Source organism: Priestia sp. JSM ZJ58, assembly GCF_044383985.1.
Lineage (GTDB): Bacteria > Bacillota > Bacilli > Bacillales > Bacillaceae_H > Priestia > Priestia zanthoxyli.
Map to the genome: position 1 here is coordinate 2,038,984 of NZ_JBISEM010000001.1, position 17,229 is coordinate 2,056,212.

Here is a 17,229-nt window from a genome sequence, read left to right on the forward strand (position 1 = left end):
AGGAGTGCAGCCAGTGAAAGCGAAAGGAAAGTGGGTATGGATCGTATCCTTTATTTCGATTATTTCGTGTCTGCTGTTTGCAGCAGGGCTTGGAATGTCTATTTATGATTATGTTAGCGCCTCAAAAGCTACTGTAAAAGAAATGCCAAAGTCGAAGCAAGAAACAAGCAGCAGTAACAAAAGTACCAAAAATTATACGATTGTTGCTTTAGGAGATTCACTGACAAGAGGAACAGGAGACGCAGCGGGAAAAGGATACGTTGGGTATTTAAAAGATAATCTTGAAGAAAAAACGAAGAAAAAAATTCTCTTAAGTAACTTTGGAATAAAAGGTCAAACGTCTTCGCAGCTGGCAAGTCAAGTAAAGCAGCAGCAAATTCAGCGGCAGATTAAGTCTGCAGATACCGTGTTGATTACGATTGGAGGAAATGACTTATTTCAAGGCGGACAAACGCTGCAGAACTTAAATAAAAACAATATTCAAAAGCTAGAAAATGACTATTTAAAAAACGTAGACAGCATCTTAAAAAGCATCCGTTCGGCAAATAAAGACGCGACGATTTTTTTAATTGGTTTATATAATCCGTTTAGTAACCTGCAAGATGCAAAAACGACAACGGCTATTGTACGAGAATGGAATTATAAAAGCAGTGAATTAAGCGCTAATTATAAGCAAACTGTTTTTGTTCCGACCTTTGATTTGTTTCAGCTAAAGGTAGATGACTACTTATATACTGATAAGTTTCATCCGAATGCAAAAGGCTATAAGCTGATCGCCGAGCGTGTAGCATCGCTTATTACGTGGTAAGGGAGGGAATGATATGAGTGAAGTAACACTTTCAGTAAAAGGACTGAGAAAAGTAATAGGAAAACGTGAAATCATCAAAAATATTGATTTTGAACTAAAAAGAGGCGAAGTATTTGGTTTTTTAGGGCCAAATGGAGCTGGTAAAACAACAACGATCCGAATGCTTGTAGGCTTGATTCGCCCGACGGCTGGTTCGATTTCTATCTGTGGATACAGCGTATCGAAGCAGTTTACAAAAGCGATGGAGCATATCGGCTGTATTGTTGAAAATCCTGAGCTGTATCCATACTTAAGCGGCTGGGAAAATCTGCAGCACTTTTCACGTATGATTCCTTCTATGACGGAAGAACGCATTCATGAAGTTGTGGCATTAGTTGGCTTACAAGAGCGTATCCACGACTTAGTTCGCACGTATTCGTTAGGTATGAGGCAGCGTTTAGGAATTGCGCAAGCGCTTCTCGGAAAACCCAAAGTGCTCATTTTAGATGAGCCAACGAACGGACTCGATCCCTCTGGGATTCGGGATATGCGTAAATTTATTCGCTTTTTAGCTGAAAGTGAAGGCCTAAGCGTCTTAGTATCGAGTCATTTGCTGAGTGAGATTCAGCTGATGTGTGACCGAGTAGCGATTATTGCAAAAGGCGAAGTTATTCACACAGAATCGGTGAAGACCCTGTTAACTCAGCAAGAGCGATTACTGTGGAAGCTAGATCCGCAGCCTGCGGGAATAGACGTCTTAAAACAAGTGACGGACTTTGTGCAAGTGCAGGGAGAATATGTTACGACGTTTTATGAAGAAGCGGAAGTGGGAGAGTGGAACAAACAGCTCATTCAAGCAGGAGTAACGGTAAAAGAAATGAATCGAAAGCTTCCAACTCTTGAAGATTTATTTATCGAAATGACGGGAGGCGAATCGATTGATTAGTTTGGTTCAAAATGAAATGATCAAGCTCGTTCGAAAAAAGCGCCTGTTAATCGTTACCCTTATTATGGGCGTTTTGATTTCAATGTTTACCTATGCTCAGCTTCGCGAAACGCAGCGCCTTCAAGAAAAGCTAGAAACGACCGATTGGCGCAGTACGCTGCAGCAAGAAATTATCGATACGCAAAACCGGCTGAGCGGAAGCCAAATTTCAGATGATTGGCGCAAGCAGCTTGAAATTCGCGTGGCGCAGCAGCAGTATTACTTAGATAACGATATTAATCCTTCGGAACCAGGAGCCCCAACGTTTGTGCGAGGGTTCATTGAAAACGCCATTCAGCTTTTGCTGCCGCTAATGATTATGATTATTGCAGCGGATTTAGTGTCTTCAGAATACAGCTTGGGATCCATCAAGGTACTGTTGACGAGGCCTGTGAAACGGTGGAAAATCCTGCTTAGTAAATACATCACGCTCGTCATGTCCGTCTCGTTTTTAATTTTAATGTTTGGCGTTTTGTCGTATCTCATTTCTGGCGTTGTATTTGGATTTAAAGGCTGGACAGCGCCTATTCTTACGGGATTTAGCGTGCAGGGCAATGATTTGAATACAGCGGACGTTCATTTAATTTCGCAGTGGAGATATATTTTAATGGAATTTGGCCTTGCTTGGTTTGTATCCCTGGTGGTTGGAACGCTTGCTTTTATGCTGTCCGTTTTAATTAAAAGTACGGCTGCTGGTATGGGTGTGATGCTTGCTTGTTTGATTGCAGGTACGATTTTAAGCAGTATGGTTTCTTCGTGGAATTCAGCCAAGTACTTGTTTATGGTCAATTTAAATTTAACTTCTTACCTGCAAGGCACAGCTCCTCCGACTGAAGGAATGACACTAGGATTTTCCTTAGGTGTTTTAACCATTTGGGGGCTTGCCGGGCTGCTCGTGTCGTTTCTGGTATTTACCAAAAAAGATGTGTACTAATTCCATATAAGTTGACGATAATCAGGAACATACGTTATGATTGTGTTAACAAAAAATGCTGTTTTGCTCAAAGGGGAGTAGCTCTTGCAGTAAAGTCGTCATTTCGAGATTATTATCTCCGGCTTTATTGACAATGCAAATTGTTAGCGAGACCTTTGCCAATGTTGCCATTGGTAAAGGTCTGGATACAAACACCTTTACCACATGTGGTAAAGGTGTTTTTTGTTATTTCAAAAGAAGAGAGGAGCTTAAAAATGTCAAAACTATCGAGACTGTTAAAAAGCCCCGCTGTAAAAAAAGGAATAAAAAAAGCTGTACCCATTATTATGAAAGAGTTAAAGAAACGAAAATCGAAAAGAAGATAGCAGAAAAGAAAACAAGAAAGGTTGAGTGCTAAGTGAAAAAATGGATGCTAGTCATATCAACTGCTGTTCTTTTGATGGTCAGCGGCTGTTCTTTTCTTGAAGATACAAGCAGTACGCTGAACTACGCAAACGATGCAAAAGATTACGTGAGTGAAGCCCAAAAGTTTGCTGAAGAAATACCGCCTCTAGCGGAAAAAGCTGTTAATGACGATGAGGCAATAAAAAAGCTCGAGCAAAAGCTGCAGGAAATGAAAGGGAAAGCTGAAGAATTTAATCAAATCAAAGCTCCTGACATCGCTTCTGATGTGCACGATCAGCTTGTTCAGCAAAACGAAAAAATCATTAGTGGAATTGAAGCGTATGAAGCCAATATAAAGGATGGCAGCTTTAATCCAGAAGCACTAAAAAACAGTGAATTGTTTCAATCAATTCAAGATGTATCAAGTATTATGAAACAAATTAAAGAATTAGGTCAGTAAAAAAACGAACCTGGGACAAAAGTGTGTTAGCTGAAGAAAATCCGAACGATGAATCACGATTCTTGATGGAGAATCAACTTCGTTCGGATTTTTTTATTTGTAGGGTGAACGTAGGTTTCATGTGTATAGATGATTTAGATTGGGTTGATGTAGCTATGTCTTATGACTCAACCTCGTTTTCCTATTATAAATGTAAAATTATATAAATATATCTATTTATTAGAAGACAAAACCTTCTCTTTCTTTTTTATATCTACGAAATTTTGTTAGAAACTTTGACAAACTTAATGTCTGCTTTTCATATCCTATGTATAGTACATATATACACACCGCTTGAAATAAATTTTTTTTGAATGAAAAGAGAACGTGGGAACGTCGATGTATTAGGTAATAAGACTCATTTAAAAAGGAGGGTTCATCCAATTAATAAAAACTATAGTCCTTTGTTTTAAAGAGAGAAACTAAAAAAAATTTTTCGGTTTACAAAAAGTTAATAAAACGCATACAAATGGTTTACTAAAAAATCAAAAAATTTACATCCTTTATAAATCTTTTCTGCTATACTATTTTTGAACAGTTGCTAGATTTATAGCGATGATAACTTACTTGAAAGGTGAATGGTAGATGAAAAAGAACAAACGCAGCAAAACGAAGAAAATACTAACTACATCACTGGCACTTTCTTTATTATCAATGCCGCTTCTAACTACACAGGCAGGAGCAGAAGAGCGTCACCCTGGACAAAGCTCACAGCAAAGCAAGCATCAAGGCCACAATAAAAAAGATGCGCTTGTGAACATACGCCTGATGGAAACAACCGACGTTCATACGAATCTATTAAACTATGATTATTTCAAAGACGCTTCTTATGAAAAAGTAGGTTTAGCTAAAACGGCTACTTTAATCAAAAATGCTCGAAAAGAAGTAAAAAATAGCTTATTAGTAGATAACGGAGACCTCATTCAAGGAACGCCTCTAGGAACGTATAAAGCCAAGATTAATCCGCTGAAAAAAGGCGAAGTTCATCCTGTATTTAAAGCGATGAATCAGCTAGATTATGATATTGCAACGCTTGGAAATCATGAGTTCAACTACGGATTAGACTTTCTAAAAGAAGCGTACAACGATGCGAACTTCCCTTACATAAATGCCAATGTCTATGTTGACGATCATGACAGCAACCCGAAAAATGACAAAAATAAATTTACGCCTTATAAAATTATGAATAAAAAAGTCGTTGATGAAAACGGTAAAAAACGAACGATTAAAGTCGGTTTCATTGGCTTTGTGCCGCCTCAAATTAACGATTGGGACAAAGCAAACCTTGACGGAAAAGTCATTACTAAAGGTATTGTAGAAACAGCCAACAAGTATATTCCAGAAATGAAGAAAAAAGGTGCGGACGTAGTTGTCGCGATGGCTCACTCTGGGTTTAGCAGCAATAAGCAAAACACGGAAGATGTGATTTACTCATTAAGTGAAGTAAAAGGCATTGATGCTATTACGTTTTCACACACGCATAAAGTCTTCCCTGCTAAAACGGAAGCTGCGCTAGACGGTTTGTTCCTCGGAGTAGATAAAAAGCCTCTTCCTGGCGTCGATAATGCAAAAGGAACAATCAACGGCGTTCCGGCTGTCCAAGCAGGTTACGGCGGAGGATCACTTGGCTTAATTGACTTAACGTTAAAAGAAGAAAAAGGAAAATGGAAAGTAGTAAACTCTCAATCGTCCACGCGTGAAACGTATAAAGACGTAAAAGATGCGTCAGGGAAAACGGTTACGCAAAGTACGGTAGAACCGGATAAAGGTGTTGTTAAAGCAGTTCAAAAAGATCACGATGCAACGGTTAAATATGTGAACACACCAATCGGTAAAACGACGGATGATATTCACAGCTATTTTTCTCTTGTAAAAGATGATCCATCTATTCAAGTGGTAACAAATGCACAAAAAGATTACGTAGAAAAGTACGTTTCTCAAAACAAGCCGGAATATAAAGACCTTCCGATTTTATCAGTGGGAGCGCCTTTTAAAGCAGGAAGAAACGGCGTTGATGAATATACGGAAATTAAAAAAGGTGACTTAACGATCCGAAGCGCTGGCGACCTGTATCTATATGACAACACGTTAAAAGCGGTTAAAGTAAAAGGTTCTGTTGTAAAAGACTGGATTGATATGTCTGCCGGTAAATTTAATCAAATTACACCGAACAAAACAGAAGAGCAGGAATTATTAAACCCAAGCTTCCCTGTTTATAATTTTGACGTCATTGACGGCGTTCAATACCAAATCGACGTGACAAAACCAGCAAAATACGATGTGAATGGAAACGTGATTCACGCAGATTCAAGCCGAGTTGTTAACTTAACGTATAACGGTAAACCAGTTGACCCGAATCAAGAGTTTATCGTTGTGACAAATAACTACCGAGCTGGCGGAGGCGGAAACTTCCCTGGTCTAAAAGGAAGCGAGCTTGTGGTGGATTCAGCGGATGAAAACCGTCAAATTCTAATGGACTACATCACCGAACAAAAAGAAATTACGCCGACAGCTGATGATAACTGGTCCATTGCACCAATTAACGGAACGGCTAACGTGACGTTCACAAGCTCACCGCGCGGAGAAAGCTATTTAACTGAAGGAAGTAACATTACGTATACAAATAAAACGGATGACAAAGGATTTGGCATTTACAAAATCAACCTAAACGGTGAATCAAAAGATAATACAAAGGTACAGCTTTTAGGCATGAACGACCTGCACGGTCAGCTCGATACAGATACAAAAATTACGTCAAATGGCCAATCGTTGTTAGCTGGAAATATGAAGTATACAGCAGCAGCTATTCGTAAACAAGAAGCTGAAAATCCGAATACGCTTTTAGTTCATGCAGGAGACATGATTGGCGGAAGTCCGCTAGTTTCAGCGCTGTTTCAAGACGAGCCAACGGTTGAAGTGATGGAATCGCTTGGATTTGATGTAGGGACGCTTGGAAACCATGAGTTTGATGAAGGTATTGCTGAGCTTCACCGTATGATTGAAGGCGGAGACCATCCAAAAGGCACAAAAGGATACGACGGCATGAATTTCCCAGTAGTAGCGGCAAATGCTTATGATACTTCAACGAATAAATTAATTACAGAACCTTATGCAATAAAAGAAGTAGGCGGTAAAAAAATCGGCTTCATCGGCGTTGTAACACAAGAAACGCCAAGCATGATTGTTCGTAAAGGAAATGAAAACTTAAAAATTACGGACGAAGCAGAAGCAATTGATAAATACACGGCAGAGTTGAAAAAGCAAGGTATTAAAGCCATTGTGGTACTTGCTCATAATCCATCTAATCAAAATGGAACGTCTACCGAGTTTGATGCAGCAGATATCGCTAAAAAAATTGATGATGAAGTTGACGTGATCTTTTCAGCTCACAATCACGTATACAACAACAAAGTAGTAGATAACAAACTAATCGTTCAAGCTTATTCATACGGCTCAGCGTTTTCTGACGTAGACGTTGAAATTGATAACACGGGTGACATCGTGAAAAAAGATGCAAAAATTGTGACCGTATACCAAAAAGACTATACGCCAGATCCTGAAGTTTCAAGCATTATGAAAAAGTACGAAGATTTAGCAGCGCCTATTAAAGCACAAGTGGTTGGGAATTCATCTACAGATTTGGCAAAAGGCTATCCTTCTAGCGGAGCAACAGGGGATATCGCGCTTGGAAACTTAATTGCTGACGGTATGAAAGCAGAAATGAACGCTGACTTTGCTTTAATGAATGGCGGAGGCGTTCGTTCACAGCTTGATGCTGGTGATGTGACATACGGTGATTTGTTTGCGATTCAGCCGTTTGGCAACGTCTTAAATAAAGTAAAGCTAAGCGGAGCGGATTTAGAAACGGTGTTAAATAATCAAATTACATCATCTGGACTAGATTTCCATATTGCAGGCTTTAACTATACGTGGAATGGAAGCACAAATAAAGTAGTCGATATTACGCTACCAGATGGAAGTAAAATCGACAAAGAAAAAGAATATACGGTAGTAGTGAATAACTACATGTACGGAAATGAAAAGTATGGTATTGGTGCACTTTCGTCAGATATGGAAGTGGGACCAGAAGATTTACAAGCAACGGTAAACTATATTAAAACACTTCAGAGCCCGTTTGAATACAAAGCTGAAGGCCGTATTCAAAACGTGGCAGCTGCTAAAACAGCTGAACAGCAAGAACCGACTTTAAAAATAGCTCAATAAGCCAAAAAAGGCTGTCTCATAACCCGGATTTCCGGTTTAGAGACAGTCTTTTTTTAGTAGGCTGACTTACCTTTTAAACTTTAAATCAACTAATTTATGTCACAACAGCCCGCTTAATTTTTGAAACAATCACCAGATTGTGGTATTCTTTCCATGGAAAGAAGATTTACGTAAACGTTAAAAGTGGTATAAAAGATTTCACTATTTTTTCATTTATTTGCGCTATGATATAGAGCTATATAGAGTCTGAAAAAGAATGTGTTCGCTATAGTAAAGGAGTAAATAAACGTGGCTATTAATCTACAAAAAGGGCAGAAAATTGATTTAACAAAGGGAAGAGAAGGGTTATCTTCTATTACGGTTGGATTAGGATGGGATCCTGTAAAAAAACGCAGCTTTTTTGGTTTTGGAGGAAGCGGCCCAGAGATTGACTGCGATGCATCTGTTCTTATGCTCAATTCGAACGATAAACTTGTAAGTAACTCAGCCGTTGTGTATTTTGGAAATCGTCATAGTAACTGTGGAAGCGTCAAGCATTCAGGCGATAATCTTACCGGAGCAGGTGAAGGGGACGATGAACAAATTTTTGTTAATTTAAAAAATGTTCCTGGAAACGTACATAAACTTGTGTTTGTAGTCAACATCTATCAGTGTGTTGAGCGAAACCAAGATTTCGGTATGATTAAAAATGCTTTTATCCGTGTTGTGGACAGTGCTAAAAACGAAGAGCTTGTACACTTTAATCTATCTGAAGATCATTCAGGAGCAACAGCTTTATTTGCAGGTGAAATTTATCGAGACGGAAAAGAGTGGAAGTTTTCAGCAACTGGAGATGCAACGAGAGATACTGGATTGGCTGAAATTGCAAACAAATATACAAAATAAACAACTAGAAAAGAGGGAAACGAAATGGCTATTAATCTTTCAAAAGGACAAAAAGTAGATTTAACAAAAACGAATCCAGGATTAACAAACGTAGTAGTAGGTCTTGGGTGGGATGTAAATAAGTATGACGGTGGAAACGATTTTGATTTAGATTCATCTGTCTTTTTATTAAACGGAGCGGGAAAATGCGCTTCAGAATCTGATTTTATTTTTTACAACAATACGACGGGTGCAAACGGAGCGGTTGAACATACTGGAGATAACCGTACAGGCGTAGGTGAAGGAGACGATGAGCAGGTTCAAGTAGATTTGAAAAATGTGCCTCAATCTATTGAACGTATTGCGTTCACCATTACGATCCATGAAGGGGAAGCACGCGGTCAAAACTTTGGCCAAGTAAGCAACGCCTACGTTCGTATTTTAAATGCAACAAATGACGAAGAGTTAATTCGTTATGATTTAGGTGAAGACTTCTCGATTGAAACAGCGGTCGTGGTAGGCGAGCTGTATCGACACGGTGGAGAATGGAAGTTCAATGCCATTGGCAGCGGCTATCAAGGCGGCTTGGCGGCACTTGTAAACGACTTCGGCTTAAATGCCTAATCATTAAAGTAAGAAAATGTACGGAGGATGTTTTTATGTCAATTTCTTTATCAAAAGGTCAGCGCATTGACCTAACCAAAACGAACCCAGGCTTAACAAAAGTAATAGTAGGTCTTGGGTGGGATACAAATAAATATGCTGGGTCTCAGGACTTCGATTTAGATGCATGTGCATTTTTAGCCAATAAATCAAGCCAAGTTGTAAATGACGAAGAGTTTGTTTTTTACAACAATTTAAAAAGTCCAAACGGAGCTGTGGAGCATACCGGTGACAACCGTACAGGTGCAGGAGATGGAGACGATGAGCAAATCGCCGTTGATTTTTCTCTTCTTCCTGACCACGTTGAAAAAATCGGAATTAGCGTCACGATTCACGACGCGGATGCTCGAGGACAAAACTTTGGACAAGTATCCAACGCGTTTGTTCGTTTGATTGACGCTGAAACAAATGAAGAAGTGCTTCGATATGACTTAGGAGAAGATTTTTCGATTGAAACAGCTGTCGTTGTATGCGAGCTATACAAGCACGGCGGAGAATGGAAGTTTAATGCCATTGGCAGCGGTTTTTCTGGCGGATTGGCCGATCTTTGCCGCAACTACGGACTATCCGTATAAAAAAGGCATGCGATAAATGAAAAAGAAAGGGTGCTTTAACGAGTACCCTTTCTTTTTAGCATGTATATGTCTGAAAAGAAAGGAGCTGTAAGGTGTGAGTAAATTAATTGATCCTCATATGATTAATCTTAACGAGGAGGATGGAACTTCTCTTTTTTCTAAAGATGTTTCTCTGCGAGGTGACTTTATACAAAATGAGCAGCAAACTACCTATAAACAAGTGGCAGGCAGATATGTAGGCACTCATCTTGATGCGGACGAGTACGCAGATTTTCTTTATGAACTTGCGCATTCATCGCCATCGATCCTTGTCCTGCACGATAAGCTTGATAAGTCCATTTCTAATGATAGATTAAAAGAAGTACAAACGATCCTTAAAATTAATCAAGAAGAACGCGGCCTTTCTGTCAATCGGCTATTTGCTTTTTTAGAAGGGAAAAAGCTGATCGTGAAGTCGGAAAATCCCGCTATACATAGAAGAGTACGTGAAAAATTTATTGAAACGTTAACGTGTTTTAAAGAACAGCACGCAGAGGGCTTTATGGACGGGCATTTTCAACGCGTATTAATCGATTTAATAAAGTGGCAGTGGAATCATGTAAAACCTTGGATGGTCGATAAAGCATTTCCTGAGCACGCGCCTCGCATCATGTGGTATGGGGATGCAAATAAAAGCGAGCAGTATTTTCTCCATTATTTAATTTTACTAGGTTTTGACGTCCTTACCTTTCATCCAGAAGGAAAGGATCATTTAAAAGAAGTAGATAAGAATCAGCACTTAACAACGGTTTATACGTTTCCTTCTACTAGCTCTCTTGTACCTTTTCCAACGGATAAACCGGTTCGAAAAGGTACGGTAGCATTTCGAGCTTCTCAAGAAATTGAGCAAGTGCTTCATTCAGAGGAGTCTATGCTGTATAAACCTTGGCAATTTCGTTCGTATTTTCCAACTTCAGTTACTCTTAAAACGACGTATGATGAAATCTTTTTATTAATGAGAGAACGGGCGTTTATTCGTCCTAATTTTCAAGTGTCCAAGCCATATGTACACGTGCCGGTCTTGTTTTCAAAAGTACTTGGTATCTCTAAAAACCGAAAAGAGTACTGGAGTAAAGTTCATGAGCTCATGCAAACGGAAGATGAGTTAGCTCTGACGATTGATTCTGTTCCTTTTGCTAAAAAAATAGAAGGAAATAATCACTTTCACTATCAAGGAGCTCTCGGAAGTGATGGCACGCTCAGTCCTGATAGAATGATTGAAAGCAACTGGTGGCGCTATAAAGAGCTGCCTATCGGGCTTCAGAAAGGGCTCGCTGCAGCTATTTCTAGGTATTGTGCACATTCAAAGCTCCTTCGCTTGGATCATGAAGATGCGTATCAGCATCAAATGTATTTGTTTAATCAGTCTTTGAAGCTTCCAAACAACGTGCTTCGCATGCTTCAAAAGTTTGATTATACGCAGCATGTACCCCGTCTCATTATTTATCATGGAAATGAACGAGAAGCGTTTACGCGTGAAGATGCAGCTTTACTGCTTCTATTAAATGAATTCGGCGTTGATATTGTTCTCTTTAATCCGACGGGTCAACTGGATATAGAAGCGTTCGTCGAAGAAAAGTATTTCGATATGCACTGGCTAGAAGATATTAGCTTTAATGAAGAATTCAAAGAGCCGTCGCTCATTCAAAAATGGTTAAAACGAATCTTTTAAAGAAAGAAGGGTTTTTAAATGGCAACAAACGAATTACAGCCTTTAGATGTAAACGAAGCCGAAGAAGTTTTAGAAACAAAGCCTAACGAAGTAAAAGCAAAACTGCGAGAAGAGCCGGAAGTACGTCGCTTAGCAGAACAAATTGATTATAAAAATCAGCTGGCTTTACTTGAGTATGGGAAAGAAACAGCCAATGAAATTTCCTCTTTTTCCGGAAAAGTGCTTAGTACAATTAAATCGTCTAGCATGGAAGAGTCAAGTCAATTATTAAAGCAGCTTGGAAAGATTATGGACAAATTTGATGCAAAGGATTTTGTTGAAGATAAAGGGTTTTTCTCTAAGCTTTTTAAACGCGGTCAAAAAATAGTGGACAAGCTCTTTCAAAAATATGAGACGATGGGCTCTGAAATTGATAAAGTATATGTTGAAATCACAAAATATGAAACCGAAATGAAGCATTCAACCACAACGCTTGAACAGCTTTACGAGCAAAACTATCAGTATTATATGGAGCTTGAAAAATACATTGTAGCGGGCGAAGTGAAAGTAGAAGAGTTAAAACAAGAGCTAAAGGTGCTTGAAGAAAGAGCGTCGAGTGGAAATCAGCTGGCGGCAATGGAGCTTCAAACCTTAAAAAATGCAGTTGAGCTGATGGAGCAGCGATTATATGATTTAGAAATGGCAAAACAAGTATCTTATCAATCCGCTCCTCAAATCCGTATGCTGCAGCGAGGAAATACAAAGCTGATCGGGAAAATCAATTCGGCGTTTATTACAACGATTCCTATTTTTAAAAATGGACTCATTAACGCAATCGCAGCAAAGCGTCAAAATTTAGTAGCGGAGTCTATGAACGAATTAGACAAACGCACAAATGAACTGCTCATTCGAAATGCAGAAAATATTTCACAGCAAAGCGTTAAAATCGCCAAAATGTCCGGTGCCCCTAGCGTAAAAGTAGAAACGATGGAACAAACGTGGAATATTATTATGAAAGGAATGCAGGAAACAAAAGCAATTGAAGAAGAAAATAAACGCCTTCGTGAAGAAGGACTTGTTCGATTGGAGCAATTTCAAGAAAACTTCAAAGCGCTTGAACATAAGATGTAACGAAAAAGCGGGAATCTTTACGATTCTCGCTTTTTTTGCATATACGTTTGCTAGAAGCCTAAACCATAAGCGATTAGTGAAAAGCGTGAAAGGGTATCAGATATAAAAGAAGTATTATCCAAAATAAGATAGTTATTTCCAGAAGACGTTTGTGTACTTTTATAATTTAAGTTAAAAATGCAAAAAACTTAATTATTTTAAGTTTTTTTGCTGGTTTTTAACTTTTCTTTGCGCTACAATTAGCTCATATCAAAGTAAAAAAGGAGGGTATTCGGGTGTATCAAGAGCAGCGCATGAGTGCGATTATTGAATACCTTCACACACACTGCACGATTACATTAGACGAAATTTGCGATATGTTCACCGTTTCAAAAGATACGGCGAGACGCGATTTAGTCAAGCTTGAAGAACACGGTGAGGTTATGAGAATCAAAGGCGGAGCGACGCTATCGTCAAGTCATATCATCGATTACAGTGAGCGAACGCCTACCAAAGCGAAAGAACAAATTGCTAAAGAAGCAGCTTCGTTAATGTCGGAGGGGTATGACGTGCTTTTAGATACGTCTTCTACCATCGCACTGATGGCGAAGTATATGGATGTAAAGCATGTAACCGTTATTACGAATTCCATCGATAATGTGGATTTGCTCGATCAATATACCCCGTGTGATACGTTTTTGCTGCCGGGCAAGTTTAACGGGAAAAACCGTAACGTCACCGGACCAAGAACGATTTCTACGTTGCAGGAATACAAAGTAGATCAGCTGTTTTTAGGGACGTGCGGCGTTGGTGCAGATGGCATTACATCTCCAAGTGAAGAAGAAGCGTTTTTAAAAAGACAGATGATTCAATGTGCAAGACAAGTGATTATGCTTGCAGATCATACGAAGTTTGAACGTGAATTTTTACATCGAGTATGTGATATGAGCGACATTGATATCTTAATCACAAACAAAGAACCAGAAGCGGATGTAAAAGAAAAAATAGAGCAAAATCAAGTGCGGCTTATCGTCACAGATTTTGATAAAGGAGAGGAAACACAATGAAGAAAATAAAAGTAGGATTAGTAGGGTACGGATTTTCAGCAACGGTCTTTCACACGCCGCTTTTAAGCGTGTTAGACGAATTTCATATTTCAAAAGTAATGAGTTCAAATCCTGAAAAGGTGACGAGCGACTTAGAAGACGTTGAAGTAGTGAGTACTTTATCTGAACTTCTAGAAGATGACAGCATTGATTTAGTTATTATTACAACGCCTAGCGGCATGCACTATGAAATGGTGAAAGACGCACTACGCGCAGGTAAGCACGTAATTGTTGAAAAGCCGATGGTCGTATCAGAAAAAGAAGCAAATGAATTAATTCAATTAGCAAAAGAACAAGGTGTTCAACTAAGCGTCTATCATAACCGCAGATGGGATAATGATTATTTGACGGTGAAACAGCTGATTGAAGAAGGGAAATTAGGCGACGTTAAAATGTATGAAGCGCATTTTGACCGCTATCGTCCAGCTGTTCGAGACCGCTGGAGAGAAAATGAAGGACCTGGTTCAGGAGCGCTTTACGATTTAGGATCTCATTTAATTGACCAGGCCTTACACCTTTTTGGAATGCCTGACTTTGTTCAAGCTGATGTGTTTGGGCAGCGAGATCATGCACGCACGGATGATTACGTCCACTTAGTGCTTGGATACGGTTCTCTTCGTGTTATTTTACATTCAAGCGCCATTGTGCCAAGCAACGGGCCTCGCTTTCAAGTTCATGGAACAAAAGCAAGCTATATCAAATACGGAATTGACGGCCAAGAAGATATGCTAAGAGCCGGCAAGAAGCCTGTGGATGATACGTGGGGAGCCGACAGCCCTGAACACTACGGTAAGCTGACAACGGGCGAAGGCGAAACAACAGAAATTGAAACGCTGCACGGTTCTTATGTGACGTATTATCAAAAAATCGCCGACAGCCTGCTTCGAGGAGAAGAGCTTCCGGTTTCAGCAGAAGAAGCTCGTGACGTGGTTAAAGTTATCGAAGCGGCATTTGAAAGCAGCAAAGAAAAACGAGCGGTTTATTTTAACTAAGGAGCGAGAAACAGTGAGTAATCATTCGGTAGAGACGCTGCTTGAAAAAGTAGTTCAACAGGAAAAAGAACTGATCTTTCATCAATTTACAAATGACCAGGCTTTACAGATCGGAACGGCCATTATTAATGAAGCGAAAAGCAAAGGTAAGGCAGTAACTGTCAGTATTAAACGAAATGGTCAAACTCTCTTTCAACATGCGATGGAAGGGGCTATTCCCGATCATGAAGAATGGATTAAACGAAAATCAAACACCGTTCTTCGTCACCATCACAGCTCGTACTATATGAAGCTGTACTGCGAGTTAAAAGATCGTTCTTACGCGCAGTTTTACGCAGCGAATCCTCAGGAATTCGAAGCAGTAGGAGGGTCATTTCCAATTTCGGTTAAAAACGTCGGCGTAATTGGAACCATTACCGTATCAGGCATGTCGCAAGAAGAAGATCATGCACTTGTGGCAGATACGATTCGCAGCTTTATTTCGTAAAGAAAGAACTTAGGGTAGGAATAGTTTAAGGAAGATCCGAACGATGAATCGTTCGGATCTTTTTATTGGTTTGGTAAACGAAGGTTGCGCCTACTTAACTATGTCTCAAGCTCTATTTTTGCGGAGCCACTATCTGCTGAAGTGCTTAATGGCAGAATCATTTAAAGAAAAATCTTCTTTAGTAAGCGCCGTTTGATTCTGTGTTTCGCATTCTTTAGTAGGATGCTCTTCTTTTTTAGAAACAGTAGAAACTTCTTCGTTATTTTCATACGTGTAGTTTGTTGACATTATGTTTCACCTCTTGTATCTAGTGTTTGAGGTACAGAAAATAAAATAAGAAGAAATATCAGGAATACCTTAAAAAGAAGGGTACCCTTTAAATTATTTGAACTTATGCAAAAAATTGTCTACACTAAACACTGATACATAAATCAAGTGAGGAGAACGTGGACAGTTTATGAAGTTGATTTCCTGGAACGTAAATGGCATTCGTGCGTGTGTGCGAAAAGGATTTTTAGATTATTTTCAAGAAGTGAATGCGGATGTATTTTGTATTCAAGAAACGAAGCTGCAGGAAGGCCAAATTGATTTGCAGCTAGAAGGGTATTATCAGTATTGGAATTACGCCGTGAAAAAAGGCTATTCCGGAACGGCTGTTTTTACAAAGCAAAAGCCTTTATCCGTTTCATACGGTGTAGATAAAGAATCGGAAGACGAAGGGCGTATTATCACGCTTGAGTTTGAACAATGCTATGTAGTAAATGTGTATACGCCAAATTCTAAAAGAGATTTAGCAAGGCTTGAAGAAAGGCTTCAATGGGAAGACGATCTGCTCGTGTACTTAAACAAATTAAATAGCCGTAAAGCGGTGATTTTGTGCGGAGACTTAAACGTAGCACACGCAGAAATTGACTTGCGTAATCCGAAGCCAAACCGAGGAAATTCTGGTTTTACAATAGAAGAGCGAGGAAAAATGACGACGCTTCTTGCTAGCGGATTTCTTGATACATTTCGTTATTTGTATCCGAATCAAGAAGAAGCCTATACGTGGTGGTCGTATATGAACAAAGTGAGAGAACGAAATATCGGGTGGCGCATTGATTATTTTATCGTATCCGAGAGAATCAAAGACGTTATTCAAGAAGCTACTATTCATCCGCATGTAATGGGAAGCGATCACTGTCCTGTGATGCTAGAATTAAATGTACCTCATCTATGATATCTTTCTATATAATAGAAGAAAAACGGAAAAAAGGTTGGTTCACGCGAACGGTTGCGGTATAGTAAACATATTAAAAAGTACAGAATGTTTCATGAGATAAAGGGGGAGACAGAGGTGAAGCGAGACTCGCTGCAAACCATTGAACACGAAATTGCGCTGCTTGTTCGTCTAACAACGACGCACAGTCCGAAGCTTGGAAGCTTGGACCGTTCTGAATATTTACTGTTAAGCGAGCTAGATCAGCGCAGTCCGCTCGGGATTAATGCATTAGCTGAAAATTTAAAGCTGAGCTTATCTACAGCTAGCCGGCAAGTATCTGCGCTTGAGACTAAACAGTTTGTTCGTCGCTTTCCAAGTCCGGAAAATGGACGGATTAGTTTAATTGAAATGACGGATGCAGGGAAAGATATTTTGCAGCATGTACAAAGCAAGCGTAAACAAGCCTATGCTGAAGTGTTAGAAAATTGGTCGGAAGAAGAGGTTTTGGCACTGGAAAAAAGTTTATCACGCTTGAATCTCGATTTTAAAAGATGGCGCAGTAATGGATGTTAAAGCGAATACATATAGATGAACAAAAAGGCTATTGAAAAATAGTCTTTTTAAGTTGAAACAAAGAAGTTGATTTCTTCTTTAAAAGATGTATAATATGTAGTGCTGCTATAACTTGCATGATACAACTTGTACAATAAAATATGTAAGGAATTGTT

The 17,229-nt window shown here is 39.3% G+C and carries 16 protein-coding genes; 15 read left to right on the forward strand and 1 reads right to left on the reverse strand.

What is annotated here, in order from left to right; all coding sequences use genetic code 11:
• The first annotated feature begins 13 nt into the window (after positions 1–13).
• The 13 genes from ACH6EI_RS10865 (at position 14) to ACH6EI_RS10925 (ending at position 15,300) form a co-directional block, all read left to right on the forward strand.
• A complete protein-coding gene (locus ACH6EI_RS10865) occupies positions 14–808 on the forward strand; it encodes a GDSL-type esterase/lipase family protein (protein ID WP_108674773.1) in 795 nt (264 codons plus the stop codon).
• A 13-nt stretch (positions 809–821) separates the two neighbouring features.
• Positions 822–1,733, forward strand: coding sequence for an ABC transporter ATP-binding protein (locus ACH6EI_RS10870; protein ID WP_014459750.1), 912 nt, complete (start codon positions 822–824; stop codon positions 1,731–1,733).
• Entirely contained in the window at positions 1,726–2,706 is a 981-nt protein-coding gene (locus ACH6EI_RS10875) for an ABC transporter permease (RefSeq protein ID WP_394530324.1), read from the forward strand. The genes ACH6EI_RS10870 and ACH6EI_RS10875 overlap by 8 nt, the downstream gene beginning before the upstream one ends.
• A gap of 397 nt (positions 2,707–3,103) precedes the next feature.
• Positions 3,104–3,550: a DUF6376 family protein gene (locus ACH6EI_RS10880; RefSeq protein WP_108674771.1), complete on the forward strand. Its 447-nt coding sequence runs from the start codon at positions 3,104–3,106 to the stop codon at positions 3,548–3,550.
• A gap of 624 nt (positions 3,551–4,174) precedes the next feature.
• Positions 4,175–7,813, forward strand: coding sequence for a multifunctional 2',3'-cyclic-nucleotide 2'-phosphodiesterase/3'-nucleotidase/5'-nucleotidase (locus tag ACH6EI_RS10885; protein ID WP_108674769.1), 3,639 nt, complete (start codon positions 4,175–4,177; stop codon positions 7,811–7,813).
• A 288-nt stretch (positions 7,814–8,101) separates the two neighbouring features.
• The gene (locus tag ACH6EI_RS10890) at positions 8,102–8,698 is read left to right on the forward strand and encodes a TerD family protein (RefSeq protein WP_028408239.1); all 597 of its coding nucleotides are present in this window, start codon (positions 8,102–8,104) and stop codon (positions 8,696–8,698) included.
• Between the two features lie 24 nt (positions 8,699–8,722).
• Complete coding sequence (locus ACH6EI_RS10895) at positions 8,723–9,301, forward strand: TerD family protein (protein ID WP_025751616.1); 579 nt, start codon at positions 8,723–8,725, stop codon at positions 9,299–9,301.
• A 35-nt stretch (positions 9,302–9,336) separates the two neighbouring features.
• Positions 9,337–9,915, forward strand: a complete 579-nt coding sequence (locus ACH6EI_RS10900) for a TerD family protein (RefSeq protein WP_108674768.1) — start codon at positions 9,337–9,339, stop codon at positions 9,913–9,915.
• A gap of 94 nt (positions 9,916–10,009) precedes the next feature.
• On the forward strand, positions 10,010–11,626 hold the full coding sequence (locus tag ACH6EI_RS10905) for a YceG family protein (protein WP_098627200.1): 1,617 nt from the start codon (positions 10,010–10,012) through the stop codon (positions 11,624–11,626).
• Positions 11,627–11,644: 18 nt separating this feature from the next.
• A complete protein-coding gene (locus tag ACH6EI_RS10910; RefSeq protein ID WP_028413052.1) occupies positions 11,645–12,736 on the forward strand; it encodes a toxic anion resistance protein in 1,092 nt (363 codons plus the stop codon).
• Between the two features lie 275 nt (positions 12,737–13,011).
• On the forward strand, positions 13,012–13,782 hold the full coding sequence (locus tag ACH6EI_RS10915) for a DeoR/GlpR family DNA-binding transcription regulator (protein WP_099331082.1): 771 nt from the start codon (positions 13,012–13,014) through the stop codon (positions 13,780–13,782).
• On the forward strand, positions 13,779–14,813 hold the full coding sequence (locus ACH6EI_RS10920) for an oxidoreductase (protein ID WP_099331081.1): 1,035 nt from the start codon (positions 13,779–13,781) through the stop codon (positions 14,811–14,813). Before ACH6EI_RS10915 ends, ACH6EI_RS10920 begins: the two co-directional genes overlap by 4 nt.
• Before the next feature lie 13 nt (positions 14,814–14,826).
• Positions 14,827–15,300, forward strand: coding sequence for a heme-degrading domain-containing protein (locus tag ACH6EI_RS10925; RefSeq protein WP_099331080.1), 474 nt, complete (start codon positions 14,827–14,829; stop codon positions 15,298–15,300).
• Between the two features lie 129 nt (positions 15,301–15,429).
• On the opposite strand, the gene ACH6EI_RS10930 is transcribed toward ACH6EI_RS10925, so the two are convergent.
• On the reverse strand, positions 15,430–15,588 hold the full coding sequence (locus ACH6EI_RS10930) for a hypothetical protein (RefSeq protein WP_014459762.1): 159 nt from the start codon (positions 15,586–15,588) through the stop codon (positions 15,430–15,432).
• Positions 15,589–15,757: 169 nt separating this feature from the next.
• On the opposite strand from ACH6EI_RS10930, the gene ACH6EI_RS10935 reads away from it, so the two are divergent.
• Complete coding sequence (locus tag ACH6EI_RS10935) at positions 15,758–16,519, forward strand: exodeoxyribonuclease III (RefSeq protein ID WP_014459763.1); 762 nt, start codon at positions 15,758–15,760, stop codon at positions 16,517–16,519.
• A 117-nt stretch (positions 16,520–16,636) separates the two neighbouring features.
• Positions 16,637–17,074 (forward strand): MarR family winged helix-turn-helix transcriptional regulator, encoded by a 438-nt coding sequence (locus ACH6EI_RS10940; RefSeq protein ID WP_014459764.1) that lies wholly within the window; start codon positions 16,637–16,639, stop codon positions 17,072–17,074.
• Positions 17,075–17,229 lie beyond the last annotated feature (155 nt).

Bases quoted from the DNA above. Each gene is read 5' to 3' on its own strand.
- ACH6EI_RS10870 (WP_014459750.1), top strand. From the start codon at position 822: ATGAGTGAAGTAACACTTTCAGTAAAAGGACTGAGAAAAGTAATAGGA.
- ACH6EI_RS10885 (WP_108674769.1), top strand. From the start codon at position 4,175: ATGAAAAAGAACAAACGCAGCAAAACGAAGAAAATACTAACTACATCA.
- ACH6EI_RS10895 (WP_025751616.1), top strand. From the start codon at position 8,723: ATGGCTATTAATCTTTCAAAAGGACAAAAAGTAGATTTAACAAAAACG.
- ACH6EI_RS10900 (WP_108674768.1), top strand. From the start codon at position 9,337: ATGTCAATTTCTTTATCAAAAGGTCAGCGCATTGACCTAACCAAAACG.
- ACH6EI_RS10910 (WP_028413052.1), top strand. From the start codon at position 11,645: ATGGCAACAAACGAATTACAGCCTTTAGATGTAAACGAAGCCGAAGAA.
- ACH6EI_RS10920 (WP_099331081.1), top strand. From the start codon at position 13,779: ATGAAGAAAATAAAAGTAGGATTAGTAGGGTACGGATTTTCAGCAACG.
- ACH6EI_RS10930 (WP_014459762.1), bottom strand. From the start codon at position 15,588: ATGTCAACAAACTACACGTATGAAAATAACGAAGAAGTTTCTACTGTT.
- ACH6EI_RS10935 (WP_014459763.1), top strand. From the start codon at position 15,758: ATGAAGTTGATTTCCTGGAACGTAAATGGCATTCGTGCGTGTGTGCGA.